This window comes from Micrococcus lacusdianchii (assembly GCF_023155805.1).
In the GTDB taxonomy this organism is placed as follows: Bacteria; Actinomycetota; Actinomycetes; order Actinomycetales; family Micrococcaceae; genus Micrococcus; species Micrococcus lacusdianchii.
Genome location: NZ_JAKNUW010000003.1, coordinates 190,236 through 208,341 on the forward strand (window position 1 = coordinate 190,236; position 18,106 = coordinate 208,341).

The 18,106-nt window shown below is 72.9% G+C and carries 15 protein-coding genes and 1 pseudogene; 2 read left to right on the forward strand and 14 right to left on the reverse strand.

Going from position 1 to position 18,106, the window contains the following annotated elements; all coding sequences use genetic code 11:
- Positions 1-13: 13 nt before the first annotated feature.
- The 10 genes from MA879_RS03270 to hisI form a co-directional block, all read right to left on the reverse strand.
- On the reverse strand, positions 14-1,474 hold the full coding sequence (locus MA879_RS03270) for a glutamate synthase subunit beta (protein ID WP_248123448.1): 1,461 nt from the start codon (positions 1,472-1,474) through the stop codon (positions 14-16).
- The gene (gene gltB / locus MA879_RS03275; protein ID WP_248123449.1) at positions 1,467-6,119 is read right to left on the reverse strand and encodes a glutamate synthase large subunit; all 4,653 of its coding nucleotides are present in this window, start codon (positions 6,117-6,119) and stop codon (positions 1,467-1,469) included. Before gltB ends, MA879_RS03270 begins: the two co-directional genes overlap by 8 nt.
- Positions 6,120-6,325: 206 nt before the next feature.
- Positions 6,326-7,312, reverse strand: coding sequence for a prolipoprotein diacylglyceryl transferase (gene lgt / locus MA879_RS03280; protein ID WP_248123451.1), 987 nt, complete (start codon positions 7,310-7,312; stop codon positions 6,326-6,328).
- Positions 7,313-7,314: 2 nt separating this feature from the next.
- A complete protein-coding gene (gene trpA, locus MA879_RS03285) occupies positions 7,315-8,112 on the reverse strand; it encodes a tryptophan synthase subunit alpha (RefSeq protein ID WP_248123484.1) in 798 nt (265 codons plus the stop codon).
- An 8-nt stretch (positions 8,113-8,120) separates the two neighbouring features.
- Positions 8,121-9,431 carry a tryptophan synthase subunit beta gene (trpB, locus tag MA879_RS03290; RefSeq protein ID WP_248123453.1) on the reverse strand — a complete coding sequence of 437 codons (1,311 nt, stop codon included), beginning with the start codon at positions 9,429-9,431 and terminating at the stop codon, positions 8,121-8,123.
- Positions 9,432-9,458: 27 nt separating this feature from the next.
- Positions 9,459-10,271 carry an indole-3-glycerol phosphate synthase TrpC gene (trpC, locus tag MA879_RS03295; protein ID WP_248123457.1) on the reverse strand — a complete coding sequence of 271 codons (813 nt, stop codon included), beginning with the start codon at positions 10,269-10,271 and terminating at the stop codon, positions 9,459-9,461.
- Complete coding sequence (locus tag MA879_RS03300; protein WP_248123458.1) at positions 10,271-10,636, reverse strand: HGxxPAAW family protein; 366 nt, start codon at positions 10,634-10,636, stop codon at positions 10,271-10,273. Before MA879_RS03300 ends, trpC begins: the two co-directional genes overlap by 1 nt.
- Positions 10,637-10,761: 125 nt before the next feature.
- Complete coding sequence (locus MA879_RS03305; protein WP_248123459.1) at positions 10,762-11,337, reverse strand: Trp biosynthesis-associated membrane protein; 576 nt, start codon at positions 11,335-11,337, stop codon at positions 10,762-10,764.
- Positions 11,337-12,890, reverse strand: coding sequence for a chorismate-binding protein (locus MA879_RS03310; RefSeq protein WP_248123460.1), 1,554 nt, complete (start codon positions 12,888-12,890; stop codon positions 11,337-11,339). Before MA879_RS03310 ends, MA879_RS03305 begins: the two co-directional genes overlap by 1 nt.
- Positions 12,887-13,267, reverse strand: coding sequence for a phosphoribosyl-AMP cyclohydrolase (hisI, locus tag MA879_RS03315; RefSeq protein WP_248123462.1), 381 nt, complete (start codon positions 13,265-13,267; stop codon positions 12,887-12,889). The genes MA879_RS03310 and hisI overlap by 4 nt, the downstream gene beginning before the upstream one ends.
- Before the next feature lie 39 nt (positions 13,268-13,306).
- Between hisI and MA879_RS03320 the strand changes: the two genes are divergently transcribed.
- Positions 13,307-14,032: a maleylpyruvate isomerase family mycothiol-dependent enzyme gene (locus MA879_RS03320; protein ID WP_248123464.1), complete on the forward strand. Its 726-nt coding sequence runs from the start codon at positions 13,307-13,309 to the stop codon at positions 14,030-14,032.
- A 7-nt stretch (positions 14,033-14,039) separates the two neighbouring features.
- On the opposite strand, the gene hisF is transcribed toward MA879_RS03320, so the two are convergent.
- From hisF to MA879_RS03335, 3 genes are read right to left on the reverse strand one after another with little or no spacing between them, the layout of a single operon-like run.
- Entirely contained in the window at positions 14,040-14,810 is a 771-nt protein-coding gene (gene hisF / locus MA879_RS03325; RefSeq protein WP_248123466.1) for an imidazole glycerol phosphate synthase subunit HisF, read from the reverse strand.
- A gap of 36 nt (positions 14,811-14,846) precedes the next feature.
- The gene (hisG, locus tag MA879_RS03330; protein ID WP_248123468.1) at positions 14,847-15,695 is read right to left on the reverse strand and encodes an ATP phosphoribosyltransferase; all 849 of its coding nucleotides are present in this window, start codon (positions 15,693-15,695) and stop codon (positions 14,847-14,849) included.
- 48 nt (positions 15,696-15,743) lie between these two features.
- Positions 15,744-16,007 carry a phosphoribosyl-ATP diphosphatase gene (locus MA879_RS03335; protein WP_248123469.1) on the reverse strand — a complete coding sequence of 88 codons (264 nt, stop codon included), beginning with the start codon at positions 16,005-16,007 and terminating at the stop codon, positions 15,744-15,746.
- Between the two features lie 322 nt (positions 16,008-16,329).
- Between MA879_RS03335 and MA879_RS03340 the strand changes: the two genes are divergently transcribed.
- On the forward strand, positions 16,330-16,860 hold the full coding sequence (locus tag MA879_RS03340; RefSeq protein WP_248123470.1) for a DUF6578 domain-containing protein: 531 nt from the start codon (positions 16,330-16,332) through the stop codon (positions 16,858-16,860).
- 541 nt (positions 16,861-17,401) lie between these two features.
- Here MA879_RS03340 and MA879_RS03345 read toward each other — a convergent pair.
- Positions 17,402-18,106 (reverse strand): annotated as a pseudogene (locus MA879_RS03345) (IS5 family transposase); the annotation flags it as partial.

Sequence of the window (18,106 nt, forward strand, 5' to 3'; positions counted from 1 at the left end):
TGAGATGCATCGCTCAGCCGAGCACCAGTCCGCGGTCGGTCGGCTTGACCGGATGCGGCAGGCGGGACCACGACTCGAGGGACTCGTCCACGGCCTGCGCGCAGGCCCGGCCCTCGGCGATGGCCCAGACCACGAGCGAGGCGCCGCGACCGGCGTCGCCGCACACGAAGACCCCGGGCTCGTCCGTCTCGTACGTCCGCGAACGGGACACCACTCCGCGCTCCGTGCGCACGCCGATCTGACCCGTGAGGTGCTCCTCCTCCACGCCCGTGAAGCCCAGGGCCAGCAGGACGAGGTCCGCCTTCACCTCCCGCTCCGTGCCGGGCTTCGGTCCCCGCGTGCCGTCCTCCCGGATCTCGGTCTCCGCCACCCGGAGGGCGCGCACGCGGCCGTGTTCGTCGCCCAGGAACTCCAGCGTGGAGGCCAGGTGCTCGCGCGCGCCGCCCTCGGCGTCGGCCGTGGTCACCTGGTGCACCTTGGGCACGGTGGGCCAAGGCTGGTGGACGGGGCGCTCCACGGGCAGCTGCTGGCCGATGGCCAAGGTGGTGACGGCGGCGGCACCCTGGCGGTGCGCGGTGCCGATGCAGTCCGCACCGGTGTCCCCGCCGCCGAGGATCACGACGTGCCGCCCCTCCGCGCTGATCGGGTCGGTGACCTCGTCGCCGGCGGAGGCGTGGTTGGCCTGGACCAGGTAGTCCATGGCCAGGTGGATGCCGTCTAGGCTGCGACCGGGCACGGACAGCTCACGACCCACCGGAGCGCCGGTGGCCACGATCACGGCGTCGAAGCGGGCCTTGAGCGCGTCCCAGGTCAGGTCCGTGCCGATCTCCACGCCCGTGCGGAACCGGGTGCCCTCGGCCTCCATCTGGGCGATGCGCCGGTCCAGGATGTCCTTCTCCATCTTGAAGTCCGGGATGCCGTAGCGCAGGAGGCCGCCGAGGCGGTCGTCCCGCTCATACACGGCGACCGTGAAGCCGGCGCGCGTGAGCTGCTGGGCGGCGGCGAGGCCGGCCGGGCCGGACCCGACCACGGCCACGGTGTGGCCGTTGAGCCGCTCCGGGACCACCGGGTCGAGCCAGTCGTGCTCGAACACCTGCTCGGCGATCGCCACCTCGGTCTGCTTGATGGTCACGGCCGGCTGGTTGATCCCCAGCACGCACGAGTCCTCGCAGGGGGCCGGGCAGATCCGTCCGGTCACCTCGGGGAAGTTGTTGGTGGAGTGCAGGCGTGCCGCCGCCTCCTCCCAGTGGCCGCGGCGGACCAGGTCGTTCCACTCCGGGATGAGGTTGCCCAGCGGGCAGCCGGAGTGGCAGAACGGAACGCCGCAGTCCATGCAGCGGCTCGCCTGGGTCCGCACGACCGCCTCGTCCTGGCGCACGTACACGTCTTTGAAGTCCATGATGCGCACGGGCACGGGACGCGTGGGGCGCTCGACGCGCTCCCGGTTCTTCAGGAATCCGCGCGGGTCAGCCACGGGTCACCTCCAGCAGTCGGTTCCAGACGGTGTCTCCGTCCGGGTCGAGGCCCTCCTCCTCGGCGGCGGCCCGGGTGCGCCGCACCAGGTCGAACTGCCGCGGCAGCAGGGTGGTGAATCGGCCCCAGACGGCCTCGGCGGCCTCGCCGCCGGCCTCCAGGTCCGCCAAGAGCCGCTCGGCGACGGCGGAGCCCGTCTCCTCGCGATGCACGCGCAGGAGCTCGACGATCCACTCCCGGTCCTCCGTGGTGGGGGCCTCGATGATGAGGTCGTCGTTCCGCACGGCCAGCGGGTTCAGGTCCGTGCGGTCCAGGTCCAGCACCCAGGCGCGCCCACCGGACATCCCGGCCGCGAGGTTGCGCCCGGTCGGGCCCAGGATCAGCGCCTGGCCGCCCGTCATGTACTCGAGGCCGTGGTCGCCGATGCCCTCGACCACCGCGGCGGCGCCCGAGTTGCGCACCAGGAACCGCTCGCCCACCTGGCCGCGCAGCAGCAGCTCGCCGGAGGTGGCGCCGTAACCGATCACGTTGCCGGCCACGGTGTTCTCCTCCGCGGCGAACGGGGCTGCCTCGTCCGGGCGGACCACGATCCGGCCGCCGGACAAGCCCTTGCCCACGTAGTCGTTGGCGTCACCGGACAGGCGCAGGGTGACGCCGGCGGGCAAGAAGGCCCCGAACGACTGGCCGGCCTCCCCCGTGAGCACCACCGTGATCGTGTCCGCGGGCAGGTCGTCGGTGAGCCGGGCGCGGGTCACGTGGTAGCCGAGCAAGGTGCCCACGGAGCGGTCCGTGTTCACCACGGTGTCCGTCAGGGTCACCGGCTCGCCGGAGGTCAGGGTGTCCCCCAACCCAGCGAGGAAGCGGTTGTCGATGTGCGCGTCCAGTCCGTGGTCCTGGTAGGTGCCGCGTCGCATGGGCGCGTCGGCCTGCCCGGCGCGGCGTCCCACGGAGGGGTCGGACAGGATGCCGGAGAGATCCAGGCCCTCGGTCTTCCAGTGGTGCAGGGCGGCGTCGACGTCCAGCAGCTCGCGGTGGCCGATCGCCTCGTCCAGGGTGCGGAAGCCGAGCTCGGCCAGCAGCTCCCGGACCTCCTGGGCGATGAACTCGAAGAAGTTCACCACGAACTCCGGCTTGCCCGTGAACCGCGAGCGCAGCTCGGGGTTCTGGGTGGCCACGCCCACGGGACAGGTGTCCAGGTGGCACACGCGCATCATGATGCAGCCGGAGACCACGAGGGGGGCGGTGGCGAAGCCGAACTCCTCGGCGCCGAGGAGGGCGGCCACCACCACGTCGCGGCCGGTCTTGAGCTGGCCGTCCACCTGGACGGTGACGCGCTCGCGCAGGCCGTTGAGCATGAGGGTCTGCTGGGCCTCGGCGAGGCCGATCTCCCAGGGGGTGCCCGCGTGCTTGAGCGAGTTCAGCGGGGAGGCGCCGGTGCCGCCGTCGTGACCGGAGATGAGCACGACGTCGGCGCGCGCCTTGGCCACGCCGGCCGCCACGGTGCCCACGCCGGACTCGGAGACGAGCTTCACGTGCACGCGCGCCTCGGGGTTGGAGCGCTTGAGGTCGTAGATGAGCTGGGCGAGGTCCTCGATCGAGTAGATGTCGTGATGCGGGGGCGGGGAGACGAGCGAGACGCCGGGCGTGGAGTGCCGGGTCTGCGCCACCCACGGGTAGACCTTGGCGCCCATCAGCTGGCCGCCCTCGCCGGGCTTGGCGCCCTGGGCCATCTTGATCTGCAGGTCCGTGGCCGTGGCCAGGTACAGGCTGGTCACGCCGAAGCGGCCCGAGGCGATCTGCTTGATCTTCGAGCGGCGCTCCGGGTCGAGCAGGCGCTCCACGTCCTCGCCGCCCTCGCCGGAGTTGGAGCGGGCCCCGAGCCGGTTCATGGCGATCGCGAGGGTCTCATGGGCCTCCTGTGAGATGGACCCGTAGGACATGGCCCCGGTGGAGAACCGGGTGACGATCGAGGCGACGGACTCGACCTCGCGGATCGGCACGGGGGTCCGTCCCTCGGTGCGGAACCGCATCAGCCCGCGCAGGGTCATCAGGTCCGCGGCCTGGTCGTCCACGCGGCGGGTGTAGTCCTTGAACACGTCGTACCGGCGCTCGCGGGTGGAGTGCTGGAGACGGAACACGGTCTCGGGGTTGAACAGGTGGGGCGGGCCCTCGCGCCGCCACTGGTACTCCCCGCCCACCTCGAGCTCGCGGTACGGGTTGATGTCGTTGCCGTCCGGCGGGTAGGCGAACTCGTGGCGTGCCTGGATCTCGGCGGCGATCACCTCGAGGCCCACGCCGTCGAGCGGGCTCGTGGTCCCGGCGAAGTAGCGGTCCACGAAGCGGCGGGCCAGGCCGAGCGCCTCGAAGGTCTGCGCGCCGGTGTACGAGGAGACCGTGGAGATGCCCATCTTGGACATGATCTTCTGGACGCCCTTGCCGAGGGCGGTGATGAGGTTGGCCACGGCCTGTTCGGCGGTGACGCCGGTGATCTCCCCGGTGCGCACGAGCTCCTCGGCGGACTCCATGGCCAGGTAGGGGTTGACCGCGGAGGCGCCGTAGCCCAGGAGCGCGGCCACGTGGTGGACCTCCCGGACGTCGCCGGCCTCCACCACGAGCGAGGTCCTGGTGCGGTTGGCGCTGGCCAGCAGGTGGTGGTGGACCGCGGAGGTCAGCAGCAGGGAGGGAATGGGCGCCCACTGCGCGGTGGAGCCGCGGTCCGAGAGCACCACGTACTCCACCCCGCGGTTCACGGCGGCGGAGACCTGCTCGCAGAGCTCTTTGAGGCGGGAGCGCAGCTCCTCCGCCCCGCCGGCCACGCGGTACGTGCCGGTGACCTTGAGCGTCAGGCGGGTGCCGTCGTCGTCCCTCAGGTGCTGGATCCGGGCCAGCTGGTCGTTGTCGATCACGGGGAAGGGGATGTCGATCTGCCGTGTGCGCACCTGCGCCGTGGACAGGACGTCGCCCTGCGGACCGATGCCGGTGCGCATGGAGGTGACCTGCTCCTCGCGGATCGCGTCCAGCGGCGGGTTGGTCACCTGGGCGAAGGACTGTGTGAAGTAGTCGAAGAGCAGGCGGGGGCGTGTCGACAGCACGGCGACGGGCGTGTCCGTGCCCATCGCGCCGAGCGGCTCGGCGCCCTTCTCGGCCATCGGTCCGACGAGCACGCGCAGCTCCTCGGCGGTGTAGCCGAAGATCCGCTGACGCTGCTGGATGGACTCCGCCGAGTGGCGCACGTGCTCGCGCTCAGGCAGCGCGTCCAGGTCCACGAGGTTCTCCTGGACCCAGCGCTCCCACGGACGGGCGGCGGCGACCTCGGCCTTGACCTCCTCGTCCGCCACGATCCGGCCCTGCGCGGTGTCCACGAGGAACATCCGGCCGGGGGCCACGCGGCCCTTGCGCACCACGGTGGACGGGTCCAGGGGCACGACGCCGACCTCCGAGGCCAGCACGACGAGTCCGTCCCGCGTCTCCCACCAGCGCGCCGGGCGCAGGCCGTTGCGGTCCAGGACGGCGCCCACCTGCGTGCCGTCGGAGAAGGAGACGGCCGCGGGGCCGTCCCACGGCTCCATGAGCATGGAGTGGTACTGGTAGAAGGCGCGGCGGGCCGGGTCCATGGTCGCGTGGTTCTCCCACGCCTCCGGGATCATCATCATGATCGCCTGCGTCAGCGGGCGGCCCGAGAGCATGAGCAGCTCGGCGACCTCGTCGAACGAGGCCGAGTCCGAGCCGATCGGGCTGATCAGCGGGTACAGCTCCTCGGGGACCTCGCCCAGCATCGGGTGGGACAGCTGCGCCTGGCGGGCGCGCATCCAGTTGCGGTTGCCCTTGACCGTGTTGATCTCGCCGTTGTGGGCGATGGTCCGGAACGGCTGGGCCAGCGGCCAGGACGGGAACGTGTTGGTGGAGAATCGGGAGTGCACGATCCCCAGCAGCGTGGTGAAGCGCTCGTCGGAGAGGTCCGGGTAGAACGGCTCGAGCTGCGCGGTGGTCAGCATGCCCTTGTACACGATGGTCCGCGAGGACAGCGACGGGAAGTAGACCCCCGCCCGGTTCTGGGCCCGACGCCGCAGACGCCATGCGCGCACGTCCAACGACTGCCCCGGCTCGTCCCCGGCCTCCCCGTCCGCCAAGGAGAGGAAGACCTGCTCGAACGCGGGCATCGCGGCCCGGGAGCCCTCGCCCAGCACGGACGGGTCCGTGGGGACCTCCCGCCAGGCCAGGACGTCGAGCCCCTCGGCCCGGGCCAGGTCCTCGACGGCGGCGCGGGCCTGCTCGCGCTCGGCCCCCTCGCGGGGCAGGAACGCGGTGCCCGCGGCGTACTCCCCCGCCGGCGGCAGCTCGGCGTCCAGCACCGCACGGAACAGGGCGTCCGGGATCTGGGTCAGGAGGCCCGCGCCGTCGCCGGTGCCCTCGTCCGCCCCCACCGCGCCGCGGTGCTCGAGGGCGCGCAACGCCGTGAGTGCGTGTTGCACGACGTCGTGCCCCGGCTCGCCACGCAGCGTGGCGATCACCGCGAGGCCGCAGTTCTCCGTCTCCCGGGCGGGGTCGTACAGACCCTGGGCCTCAGGGAATGCGGAGAAGCGGGTGAAGGGGTCGACCGGCGCGCCCTGGGGCGTCACCGGCGCGGACAGGGAGGCATCGCTCATGGAGCCGTCCTTTCCGTTGGCGCGGTTGCTCGGACGGGGACGGCATCGGCCCCGGGTCGGAACGACGGTACACCGCTGTGTGGTGACGGCCACGGTCCGTTCCACAGGATGACGTGACCATGACAGGCGACGGCCCGAGACACGTCACGCCCCGCCCGGCGGAGCCGGGCGGGGCGTGGGAGAGGACATGCAGTGCGGCGCGCGCGTCAGCGGGTGCGGCGCCCGACGTCGTCGAGCGCGCGGGCGTCCGCGGTGCCGTCCCCGAGATCGGCGGTCACGGGCCCCGCCGGCCCGTGGCCGGGCAGCCACACCGGATCGTGGGCCCGCGGCCCGACGGCCGCGCCGCGGTGGCGCGTCAGGACCACGCCGAGCATCACGAGCGCGGTGAGCAGCAGAAGCAGTGAGGTCCACACGTTCAGGCGGGCGGTGACGCCGAACAGGGTGACCATCTCGGCGTCGTCGATCCGCAGGGCCTCGATCCAGACGCGCCCCAGGGTGTACCACGCGACGTACGCCCACACCATGGCGCCGCGGTACAGCCGCACGACGCGGTCCAGGGTCAACAGCAGCGCCACGCCGGCGAGGCTCCACAGGGACTCGTAGAGGAAGGTCGGATGGAAGAGGGTGTCGGCGGGCATGCCGACGGGGAAGTTCGGGTGGTCCGGGTCGATCCGCAGACCCCACGGGGCAGTGGTGGGGGCGCCGAAGAGCTCCTGGTTGAACCAGTTGCCCCAGCGGCCGATCGCCTGGGCCAGCAGCACGCCGGGTGCCACGACGTCGGCGAACGCCGTGAGGCGCAGCCCGTAGCGGCGGCACGCGATCCACGCTCCCACCGCACCGAGGGCCACCGCACCCCAGATGCCCAGACCACCGTTCCACACGTGGAGGATCTTCACGGGGTCCCCCGTGCCGTCGAAGCCGGGGCCGAAGTACCGGTCCGGCGAGGAGAACACGTGGTACAGGCGCCCGCCCACGAAGCCGAACGGGATGGCCCACAGCGCGATGTCCAGCACACGCCCCTCCGGCCCGCCGCGGGCCGCCCAGCGACGCTCGGACAGCCACAGGGCCGCCATGATGCCCGCGATGATGCAGAGCGCATACGCGTGGATCTTCAGGGGGCCGATCTCGAACCCGTCCCACGCGGGTGAGGGGATCGCGGCCAGCGGGACCAGTGCGAGGGCGGCGCCCGGCACGCTCAGGCCTCCCGCGCGGTGCCGGTGGCCAGTTCCCGGGCCAGGGCGCCCACGGCGTCCGGGCCGCCGTCCCGCAGGGCCTTCACGAGTGCGGTGCCCACGATCGCCCCGTCGGCGTAGCGGCCGACCTCCGCGACGTGCTCGGGCCGGGAGATGCCCAGGCCCACGCACACGTGCTCGGCACCGGCGGCCTTCGCGCGCGCCACCACGGACTCGGCGGCCGAGGACACCTGGTCGCGGGCGCCCGTGACGCCCATGACGGACACGCCGTAGACGAAGCCCCGAGAGGATCGCACCGTCAGCGCCACGCGCTCGTCCGAGGAGGACGGCGCGGTGAGGAACACACGGTCCAGGCCGTGGCGGTCCGAGGCCTCGAACCACTCGGCCGCCTCCTCGGGCACCAGGTCCGGCGTCACGAGGCCGGCGCCGCCGGCCTCGGCCAGGCGCCGGGCGAACTCGTCCACGCCCATCCGGTCCACGAGGTTCCAGTAGGTCATCACCACGACGGCGGCGTCCGTGCGCTCGGTGATCCGGTGGACCACCTCGAAGACGTCCCGCGTGTGGAAGCCGTTGCGCAGGGCCACCGTGGTGGCGTCCTGGATGACGGGCCCGTCCATCACGGGGTCGGTGTACGGCAGGCCGATCTCGATCACGTCGGCGCCGTTGCGGCCGAGCTGCACAGCGGCCTCGACCGACTCGTCGATCGTGGGGTAGCCCGCGGGCAGGTAGCCCACGAGGGCGGTGCGGCCGGCGGCGCGGGCGGCGTCCAGCGCGGATCCGGCCTTCGAATGCGGGGTCATCTGCTCGCTCACTGCTCCACTCCGGGGTCCATCTCCTCCAGCGGGTCCTTCTCCTCTTCGGCCTCACCGAGGCCGAACCAGGCCGCGGCCGTGGCCACGTCCTTGTCCCCACGGCCGGAGAGGCTGACGATGATGATCCGCTCCTGCCCCTCGGGGGTGTCCTGGCCCACGAGGCCGTCGTCGGCCCACCGGCGGGCCAGCCGCAGCGCGCCGGCCAGGGCGTGAGCCGACTCGATGGCCGGCATGATCCCCTCGGTGCGGGTCAGGCGCAGCAGCGCGTCCATGCACTCCGCATCGGTGACGGGCTCGTAGGTGGCCCGCCCGGTGTCGTGGAGGAACGCGTGCTCCGGGCCGACGGCGGGGTAGTCCAGGCCGGCCGAGATCGAGTGGGAGTCGATCGTCTGGCCGTCCTCATCCTGCATCAGGTAGGTCCGCGCGCCGTGGAGCACGCCGGTGCGCCCCAGGGTGATGGAGGCCGCGTGGCGGCCGGTCTCGACACCGTCGCCGCCGGCCTCGAAGCCGTACAGCTCGACCTCCGGGTCGTCCATGAAGCCGTGGAACAGCCCCATGGCGTTGGAGCCGCCGCCCACGCACGCGGCCACGGCCGCGGGCAGGCGCCCGGTCTGCTCGAGCACCTGCTGACGCGCCTCCTCGCCGATCACCGAGTGGAACCAGCGGACCATCGCCGGGAACGGATGGGGGCCCGTGACGGTGCCCAGGAGGTAGTGGGTGGTGTCCACGGAGGCCACCCAGTCGCGCAGCGCCTCGTTGATGGCGTCCTTGAGCGTGCGGGCGCCGACGGTCACCGGGATGACCTCCGCGCCGAGCATCTGCATGCGCGCCACGTTCAGGGCCTGCCGGCGGGTGTCCTCCTCGCCCATGTACACGGTGCACTCCATGCCGAACAGGGCCGCGGCGGTGGCGGTCGCCACGCCGTGCTGACCGGCGCCGGTCTCGGCGATCAGGCGGGTCTTGCCCATCCGGCGCGCCAGGAGCGCCTGGCCGATCACGTTGTTGATCTTGTGGGAGCCGGTGTGGTTGAGGTCCTCGCGCTTGAGGAAGACACGCACGCCGGGGCTGTCCGCGGCGAAGCGCGGGGCCTCGGTGAGCAGCGAGGGACGGTTGACGTAGTCCCGGTACAGGCCCCGCAGCTCCTCGACGAAGTCCGGGTCCTCCCGCGCCGCCTCGTAGGTCTCCGTGACCTGCTGCAGGGCCCCCATGAGCGACTCCGGCATCCACTGCCCGCCGAAGCGCCCGAAGTAGGGGCCCGACTGGCCCTGGAACGGGCCCTCGAACTCGATGGACGGCTGGCTGCTCATGGGGTCGCTCCTGCGGGGTCGGGACGGTCAGCGGACGGTGAGGGACGCGGCGCGGAAGGCACGCAGCGCGTCGGCGGGGGCGCCGTGCTTCACGAGCGCCTCGCCCACCAGGACGGCGTCGGCGCCGGCGGCGGCGTACTGCCGCACCTGCTCCTCCGACTCCACCCCGGACTCGGCGACGCGCACGACGTCCTCGGGCAGGTCGTCGGCGAGGGCCGCGTAGCGGGCCGGATCGACGTCGAGGGTCTTCAGGTTGCGGACGTTCACGCCCAGGATCCGGGCGCCCGAGGCCACGCCGCGGGCGATCTCCTCGGGGGTGTGGGCCTCGACGAGGGCGTGCATGCCCAGCGACTCGGAGAGCTCCCGGAGCCCGCGCAGCTCGGCGTCGTCGAGGGAGGCCACGATGAGCAGGATCAGGTCGGCGCCGTGGGCGCGCGCCTCGAGGATCTGGTACTCGGTGACCATGAAGTCCTTGCGCAGGACCGGCAGGTCCACCCGACCTCGCACGGCGTCCAGGTCCGCGAGGCTGCCGCCGAAGCGCCGGCCCTCCGTCAGGACGGACACGACGCTGGCGCCGCCGTCCTCATAGGCGGCGGCAAGGTCGGCCGGGTCCGCGATGTCGGCCAGGACGCCCTTGGAGGGGCTGCGCCGCTTGACCTCGGAGATCACACGCACACCGGTCGGGTCGGTCCGGCCGCCGGCCAGGGCGGCAAGGGCGTCACGCGGCACGGGGGCCTGCTCGACGAGGGCGCGCAGGGCCGCGTCCGGCACGGCGGCACGGCGCTCGGCCAAGTCCTCCCGCACCCCCTGGACGATGGACTCGAGGACGCTGGGGGTCATCAGTGAGCGGTCCGGCGGGTGTGGTCCCGCTCCGCACGGTCGGACTCGACGGCGGCGCCGCGACCGGAGAAGCGGCCGCCGACCAGACCGGCGATCGCGCCCAGGACCATGAGGACCACGCCGATCCACAGGAGGATCTCCCACGAGGCCAGCAGGCCGATGCAGCCGAGCGTGAATCCCACGATCACGAGGACGGCCATGGTCCAGCCGGCCGGAGAGTTGCCGTGGTCCGGCTCCTGCTCGTGCGTCGGGTCGTTGAGGACGCGGCCGTCCTCCGTGATGACGACCTCGCCCGTCTCGGCGCGGGACGCGGTGTGCGCCCCGGCGGGGGCGGTGTGGTTCACGGTGGCCTCGGTGTGGCTCATGGGAGTCCCTCGTTCGGTTGTGCTCGTACGGATGACGACGTCCGCTCATTGTGCCACGGACGACTGGGGCGGGACCGGGGGTGACGCCCGGCGGGCGCGCCCCGACCGCGCCGGTGGCGGGGCTCTCAGGTGGGGTCCTCGCCCCGGGAGAGCTCGTCCCAGGCGTCCATGCGGTCCACGGTGCCGGGGCGGCGGTCCTGCGCGACGGCGTCGCCGACCGGCTCCGCCGACGGCGCCTCGTAGCGGCGGGACTGGGCCCACCCCCGGCCCGCCACCAGGGTGAGGACGCCCAGGGCGAGCGCCAGGACGCCGCCGAGCCCGGACACCCACGGCCATGCGGAGACGGCGTAGCCGGCCGCGGGGGCGGTGGTGCCCGTGACCTCGGCGACGGCACCGGCCGCAGCGGCCGCGGGGTCGAGCGCCGCCGTGATCGCCGCCGAGGCGATGACGGCACCGGACACGGCCATGACCAGGCCGATGAGCAGCATCCCCGCGCGCCGCGCGGTGGTGAGGGCCAGGGCGGCGGCCATCACGACGATGGCCAGCGCGGTGCCCACCGGGGAGACCCGGCCGCCGGAGGCGGTCGCGGAGGGAACGGCGGATCCCTCCAGGCCCGTGGCGGTGACCCACGTCTGGCCGGTGGTCGCGAGGACCAGCGCGCCGGCGGCCAGCGCCGCCAGGACGACGGTGCGGCGGCGCATCAGGCGCCCCTCAGCTCACCGGCGGTGAGAGCCGCCCGCAGCGGGGCGGTGGCCTTCGTGACGGTCTCCGCCGTCTCCGCCTCCGGGTCCGAGTCCGCCACGATCCCCGCGCCCGCCTGGACGTGCGCCCGCCCGCCGGAGAGCGTCACGGACCGGATGTTGATGGCCATGTCCATGTTCCCGGCGAGGTCGAAGTAGCCCACCACGCCGCCGTAGGGCCCGCGCTCGGTGGGCTCCCATTCGTCGAGCAGCTGCAGGGCGCGCGGCTTCGGCGCCCCGGAGAGCGTGCCCGCCGGGAACGCCGAGCGCAGCACGTCCAGGGCGGTGACGCCGTCCCGCAGGCGGCCCTCGACGTGCGAGACCAGGTGCAGGATGTGGCTGAAGGCCTCGAGCTTCATGAACTGCGTGACCTCCACGGACCCGGCCTCGCACACCCGGGAGAGGTCGTTGCGGGAGAGGTCCACGAGCATGAGGTGCTCGGCCCGCTCCTTCTCGTCCTCCTCCAGCTCCTTGCCCACGAGCCGGTCGCCCTCCACCGAGCCCGTGCGGCGTCGGGACCCGGCGATCGGGTGCGTCACCACGTGCCGGTCCGCGACCGTGACGAGCGCCTCGGGCGAGGATCCCACGATCTCGTACGGCTCGCCGTCGGGGGTCTCGAAGGTGAACAGGTACATGTACGGGCTCGGATTCACCATGCGCAGCACCCGGTACACGTCCACGCCTGCGGCGTCCGTCTCCACGGACAGCCGGCGGGAGACCACCGCCTGGAACACCTCGCCGTCCCGGATGGCCTCCTTGGCCTTCCCGACGGCGGCCCGGAAGCCCGCCGCGCCCCAGCGGTCCTCGGCCTGGGCCGCCACCTCGTCGGCGTCGGCGTCCAGCCAGCGGCGGGGGACCTCCTCCACCGGGTCCTCGGCGCCCGAGCGCAGCCGGGCGAGCATCGCGTCCAGGCGGGCCACCGCGTCGTCGTACGCCCGCTCCGCGCCTGTGGCCAGGCCGTTGCCGTTGATCGCCAGGGCGATCAGGGTGACGGTGCCGTCCGTGGCGTCGTGGACGGCGATGTCGGAGATCAGGTTCATCGCCAGCATCGGCAGGCCCAGGTGGTCCTCCGGCGGGTGCGGCAGCCGCTCCCACGCCCGGACCACGGGCCAGCCGAGGAACCCGGCCAGACCAGAGACCAGATGCGGCAGATCCGGGCCGACGCTCGCGCGGGCGTCCGTGCCCAGCAGGCGCAGCGTCTCCGCGAGGACGTCGAGCGCGTCCCCCTCGCGGGGCAGCCCCTCCGGCACCTCCCCCTGCCAGACGGCGTCGGCGCCCCTGGCGGTGAGCGTGGCCGCGGAGCCCGCGCCCACGAAGCTGTAGCGGGACCACGCGGCGCCCGGTGCGGCGGACTCCATGAGGAACGTGCCCGGCCGGGAGCCGGCCAGGCGGCGGTGCAGCGCCAGCGGTGTCAGCCCGTCCGCCAGGACCGTCCGAACCACGGGGATCACGCGGGAGCGCTCCGCCAGGCGCAGGAACTCCTCCTGCGAGGGGGTCACGCCGGGGACGGTCATCGGCCGGTCTCCTCGTCCTCGAGACCGGCGCCCGGAGCCGGCATCCCCCGGCCCGTGAAGCATGAGGCCGTGCCCGTGTGGCAGGCCGGGCCGGCCTGGTCCACGCGCAGCAGGAGCGTGTCCCCGTCGCAGTCCGCGGCCACCGAGACGACCCGCTGAAGGTTCCCGGACGTCTCCCCCTTGCGCCACAGCGCGCGGCGGGAACGGGACCAGTAGGTGGCCCAGCCGGACTCCAGGGTCATGCGCAGCGCCTGCTCGTCCATCCACGCCATCATCAGCACCTCCCCCGTGTCGTGCTGCTGGGCGATCGCGGGGATCAGGCCCCGGTCGTCGAAGGTCAGGGGCGGCAGGTCGACGCCGGGCACGGAGGGGCTCATGGCAGACCATTCTAGGGAGGCCGCGTGTACCGTGGTCGCATGCCCCACGCCCCCTCCGCGCCCGGCCGCGGGAGCGCCGACTTCACCGCCGCCTCCCGGGCCGCGCTGGTCGAGGCCCTGATCGCTGCGGGACCGGGGATGCCCACGCTCTGCGACGGCTGGCGCACCGAGCACCTGGCCGCCCATGTCCACCTCCGCGAGACCACCGCGGCCGCCGGACTGCTGCTGCCTGGCCTGCGCGGGCGGCTGGAGCGCCGCACCCTCGAGCTGGGCGACGCGCACGCCACCGACCGCACCTTCGCCGACCTCGTGGACCGCGTGGAGCGCGGACCCCTCGGCGAGTCCGAGACCGGCGGACGGCTGCGCCGCGGAGCGCTCCGCATGGCCGGCAGGGTCCGCCGCTCCGCGCCCGTGCGCCGCGTGGCCGACCAGATGAACCTCCTCGAGTTCTTCGTCCACACCGAGGACGTGCGCCGGGCGCAGGGCCGCTGGGCGCCGCGCATCCTGGCCGACGACTACGCGGACACGCTGTGGACCCAGCTGGCCCGGCAGGTCGGCCAGCTCTACCACGGCGAGGACACCGGCGTGCAGCTCGAGCGACGGGCCCGCTCCGCCTCCCGCACCGACAACTCGATGCTCACCCCACGGACCGCTCGCGAGGGCGAACCCACCGTCCGCGTCGTCGGGCCCGTCGGGGAGCTGGCCCTTCACGCCTTCGGGCGGCGCTCCGCCGCGCTCGTCCTCGAGGACCGCCGGCCCGCCTGAGCCGGCGTCAACGCACGACGTGCCCGGCGGCGCGGAGGGCGTCCTTGATCCGGGTCAGCATGTCGTCCGGGCCGAAGTGCAGCATGGACGCGGCCAGCACGGCGTCGGCGCCGGCCTCGACCGCGGGCGGGAAGTGCTCGGGCTCGCCCGCACCTCCCGAGGCGATCAGCGGGACCGAGGTGGCCGCGCGAACGTCCCGGATCATCTCCAGGTCGAAGCCCGCGCGGGTGCCGTCGGCGTCGATCGAATTGAGCAGGATCTCCCCCACGCCTCGCTCCGAGGCCTCCCGGCACCACGCGACCGCGTCGATGCCCGTGCCCTTCCGCCCGCCGTGCGTGGTGACCTCGTAGCCCGAGGCGCAGCGCGGGTCCGCCGTGCGGCGGGCGTCGAGGGAGAGCACCAGGACCTGGTTGCCGAACCGCCGGGTGACCTCCTCGATCAGCTCCGGGCGGGCCACCGCCGCGGAGTTCACCGACGCCTTGTCCGCACCCGTGCGCAGCAGCCGGTCCACATCCTCCACGGAGCGGACCCCGCCGCCCACGGTCAGGGGGATGAACACCTGCTCGGCGGCGCGCGTGACGACGTCGAACATCGTGGCCCGCTCCCCCGTGGTGGCGGTGACGTCCAGGAAGGTCAGCTCGTCCGCACCGAGGGCGCCGTAGCGGGCGGCCAGCTCCACCGGGTCGCCCGCGTCGCGCAGGTTCTCGAAGTTCACGCCCTTGACCACGCGCCCGGCGTCCACGTCGAGGCAGGGGATGACGCGCACGGCGACGCTCATGAGGACTCCTTCGCGGGGGCGGGGTGGCGGGACGGGTCAGAGGCGGATGGCGTGGATGGCGGAGACGAGGATGCCGCGCGCGCCGAGGTCGTACAGCTCATCCATGACCCGGTTCGAGTCGGACTTGCGGACCATCGAGCGGACGGCCACCTGGGACTCGTCCTTCAGCGGGGAGATCGTGGGCGACTCCAGCCCGGGGGTGACGGCGACAGCCCGCTCGAGCAGCTCGCGGCTGATGTCGTAGTCGATCATCACCCAGCGACGGGCCACCAGCACGCCGTTGAGGCGGCGCAGCAGCACGTCCAGCCCGGCAGGGCGCTCCCCCGCCCGGCCGATCATGATCGCCTCCGAGTCGAGGATCGGCTCGCCGAAGACCTCCATGCCGGCGGCGCGCAGGGTGTTGCCCGTCTCGACGACGTCGGCGATCGCGTCCGCCACGCCGAGCTTCACCGAGGACTCCACGGCGCCGTCGAGGTGGACCACCGTGGCGTCCAGGCCCGTCCCCTCGAGGTACTCGGAGAGGAGGCCGTCGTAGCTGGTCGCGATCCGCTTGCCGGACAGGTCCGCCGCATCGGTGAAGGTGCCCACGGGTGCGGCCAGGCGGAACACGGAGCGGCCGAAGCCGAGCGCCATGATCTCCTCGGCGGTGTCCTCCACCTGGGCGTCACGGAACAGGTCGCGGCCGGTGAGGCCGACGTCCAGGGTGCCCTGACCCACGTAGACCGCGATGTCGCGGGGGCGCAGGTAGAAGAACTCCACCTCGTTCTCGGGGTCCACGAGCACGAGCTCGCGGGAGTCGCGCCGCTGGCGGTAGCCGGCCTCCAGGAGGATCTCGCGGGCGGACTCGGACAGGGCGCCCTTGTTGGGCACGGCGATGCGCAGCACTGGTGTCTCCTGGACGGTGAGGCGGGCGAGGCAGGACGGGGACGGCGCTCAGAGGTGCCGGTAGACGTCCTCGAGGCTGATGTCCGTGGCGATCATGAGGGTCTGCAGGTGGTAGAGCAGCTGGGAGATCTCCTCGGCGGCCGCGTCCTTGGTCTCGTACTCGGCGGCCATCCAGACCTCGGCGGCCTCCTCCACGATCTTCTTGCCGATCGCATGGACGCCGGCGTCCACCTGGGCCACGGTCCCGGAGCCCTCGGGGCGCTCCTGCACCTTGCGCGTCAGTTCCGCGTACAGCTCGTCGAAGGTCTTCACGGGACCACCCTAGCGACCCGGCCCCTCCAGCCCGGACCGCAGACGGTCATTGTGACGGGCGGGACGGCGGGGTCTTCGCCACGCGCTGCACCCGCGAAGCCACGTGGGACGCCCCGGCGACCCAGCATCCTCCCCTGACATGTCTGCACGCTCCTCCTATCCCATCGGGGGCTCGAGCGCGAAGCACCGCGGCTCCAGGACGAATCCACGAGACTCGGTCATCCTCCGGGCGGCCGCCCGGGCCCACCGCGCCAGATCCATTCGGCGACGCACGCATCCATCTCGTCGACTTCCCGAGCCCCCCCAACCTAGGCTCCCGGGCATGGAGATCACCGCCGGGCGGCGCGGCCGCGCCTACGTCGCCGACTGGGAACAGGGATGCTGCGGCGAGCGGGTCCTCCTGGGAGAAATCGTCGACATGGTCCTCCTCCCCTTCTCGGATGAGGACCAGGATCCCCCGCTCGGACCCGTGGACTGGATCATGACCCACCACGATGACGGCGACCCATCCCGCCCCGCCCACCGAGTAAGCGCCCGGCTGCAGCGGGTGCAACAGATCCACTCCCGATGGCGGGTGGCATCGGGCAACGCGGTGGAAGGCGTGGAATGGGAGCGGGCTCCCGGTGCTGCGCAGTTCGTGGAGATGGCGCGGCTGCCCGGCAGAGCCGATATGTTCAGCCAGGTCCCGGAGGAGCCCGGCGCCGCAGGCATGTCCCTCTTCCCCCTGGCCCCAGGGGCCCCGATGCTCTCCTACGACGCCAGCTACAGCCCCGTGCTCCCCGAGCCGCCCGGCCCTGACGGTTGGCTCCTGGACCTGGAGATCCTCTCGGACCTCGGCCCGCAAGCCGAGTGACGGGCCGCCATCATCCACCGGCTCGCCGCTGGCCCGTTGTTCCCTGAAGGACTCCGGCATCCGTCGCCCCCGGCGGGCCGCCATGCTCGCCCAGACGCGAACCGGTGCACCGCCGTGCGGGGCGTCGGCCGACTCCCACCGGGGCTGACCTGCAGGTCCCCGTCAGACTGTCCCACCACGTCATAGACCCTCCGACACTTCTGTCCAATAGCCCGGGCCGGGGCCGTGACTGACGTGATGGCCTTGTGGGCGGACAGGGTGTGTAACGGGGTATACCCGCCTGAATACCCACGTCGATGCCCCCATGGCATGATCAACTCGGTCACACACCGACGGAGGGGATCCGATGACGACGCATACCTCCACGGCCGGCCGCCGGCCATCCGAGACTCCCGCAGCAGTCCGCGGGATCAGCGCGCTGCGCCACCCGGCGGTCTCCGGCGGGCTGATCGGAGTCATCGGCGGGGCGGCATTCCTCTTCGCCGGCCTCTCTGGGGTGTCCCCACAAACACCGGGCCCACTGCGCGGGCTGGCTGCCGCCCTAGGGCATGTCTGACAATCGTTTTGACCATGCGAGCACAGCATTCAGGACCACAGCGGCCCTGTAGATGATCGCGTACTTGTCATACCGGGTCGCCAGGCCCCGCCACTGCTTCAGGTGAGCGTACTGGCGCTCGATGACGTTGCGGCCCTTGTAGGCGTCCGCGTCGAGGCTGACGGGGCGCCCGCCGCGGGCACCGCGCCGTCTGCGGTGGCCCTGCTGGTCGGCCGGTTCAGGGATGACCGCTTTGATCCGGCGGGCACGTAGGTGGGTGCGGATCGCCCGGGAGGAGTACGCCTTGTCGCCCAGCACCGCCTCGGGGCGGGTCCGGGGCCGCCCTACCGGCCGTGCCACGCGCAGCCGCCCCAGCAGCGGCAGCAGCATCGGGGAGTCCCCGGCTTGGCCGGGGGTGATCAGGCTGACCAGCGGCAGCCCGGTCCCATCGACGAGCTGATGGATCTTCGTGCTCAGCCCGCCACGGGAGCGCCTGATGCCGTGATCGGCCGGCTCCTCATGCAGATTCTTGTAGTTCGATCCATCCCCCTGTGAGGCGGGTGATGTTCGTCGCGTGCTGATGCGCGCGGGCGATCGTGGAGTCCACCGAGACCGACCAATCGATCAGGCCTTCGGCGTCAGCGGCGGCGGTCAGCCTCGCCAGCACCGTGTCCCAGGTGCCTTTTTCGGCCAAGCGCCGATGCCAGGTCC

Bases quoted from the DNA above. Each gene is read 5' to 3' on its own strand.
- trpB (WP_248123453.1), bottom strand. From the start codon at position 9,431: ATGAGCAGCCAGCCGTCCATCGAGTTCGAGGGCCCGTTCCAGGGCCAG.
- MA879_RS03310 (WP_248123460.1), bottom strand. From the start codon at position 12,890: ATGACCGTCCCCGGCGTGACCCCCTCGCAGGAGGAGTTCCTGCGCCTG.
- MA879_RS03320 (WP_248123464.1), top strand. From the start codon at position 13,307: ATGCCCCACGCCCCCTCCGCGCCCGGCCGCGGGAGCGCCGACTTCACC.
- trpC (WP_248123457.1), bottom strand. From the start codon at position 10,271: ATGACCCCCAGCGTCCTCGAGTCCATCGTCCAGGGGGTGCGGGAGGAC.
- hisI (WP_248123462.1), bottom strand. From the start codon at position 13,267: ATGAGCCCCTCCGTGCCCGGCGTCGACCTGCCGCCCCTGACCTTCGAC.
- MA879_RS03340 (WP_248123470.1), top strand. From the start codon at position 16,330: ATGGAGATCACCGCCGGGCGGCGCGGCCGCGCCTACGTCGCCGACTGG.
- hisF (WP_248123466.1), bottom strand. From the start codon at position 14,810: ATGAGCGTCGCCGTGCGCGTCATCCCCTGCCTCGACGTGGACGCCGGG.
- MA879_RS03305 (WP_248123459.1), bottom strand. From the start codon at position 11,337: ATGCGCCGCCGCACCGTCGTCCTGGCGGCGCTGGCCGCCGGCGCGCTG.
- trpA (WP_248123484.1), bottom strand. From the start codon at position 8,112: ATGACCCCGCATTCGAAGGCCGGATCCGCGCTGGACGCCGCCCGCGCC.
- gltB (WP_248123449.1), bottom strand. From the start codon at position 6,119: ATGAGCGATGCCTCCCTGTCCGCGCCGGTGACGCCCCAGGGCGCGCCG.
- MA879_RS03300 (WP_248123458.1), bottom strand. From the start codon at position 10,636: ATGAGCCACACCGAGGCCACCGTGAACCACACCGCCCCCGCCGGGGCG.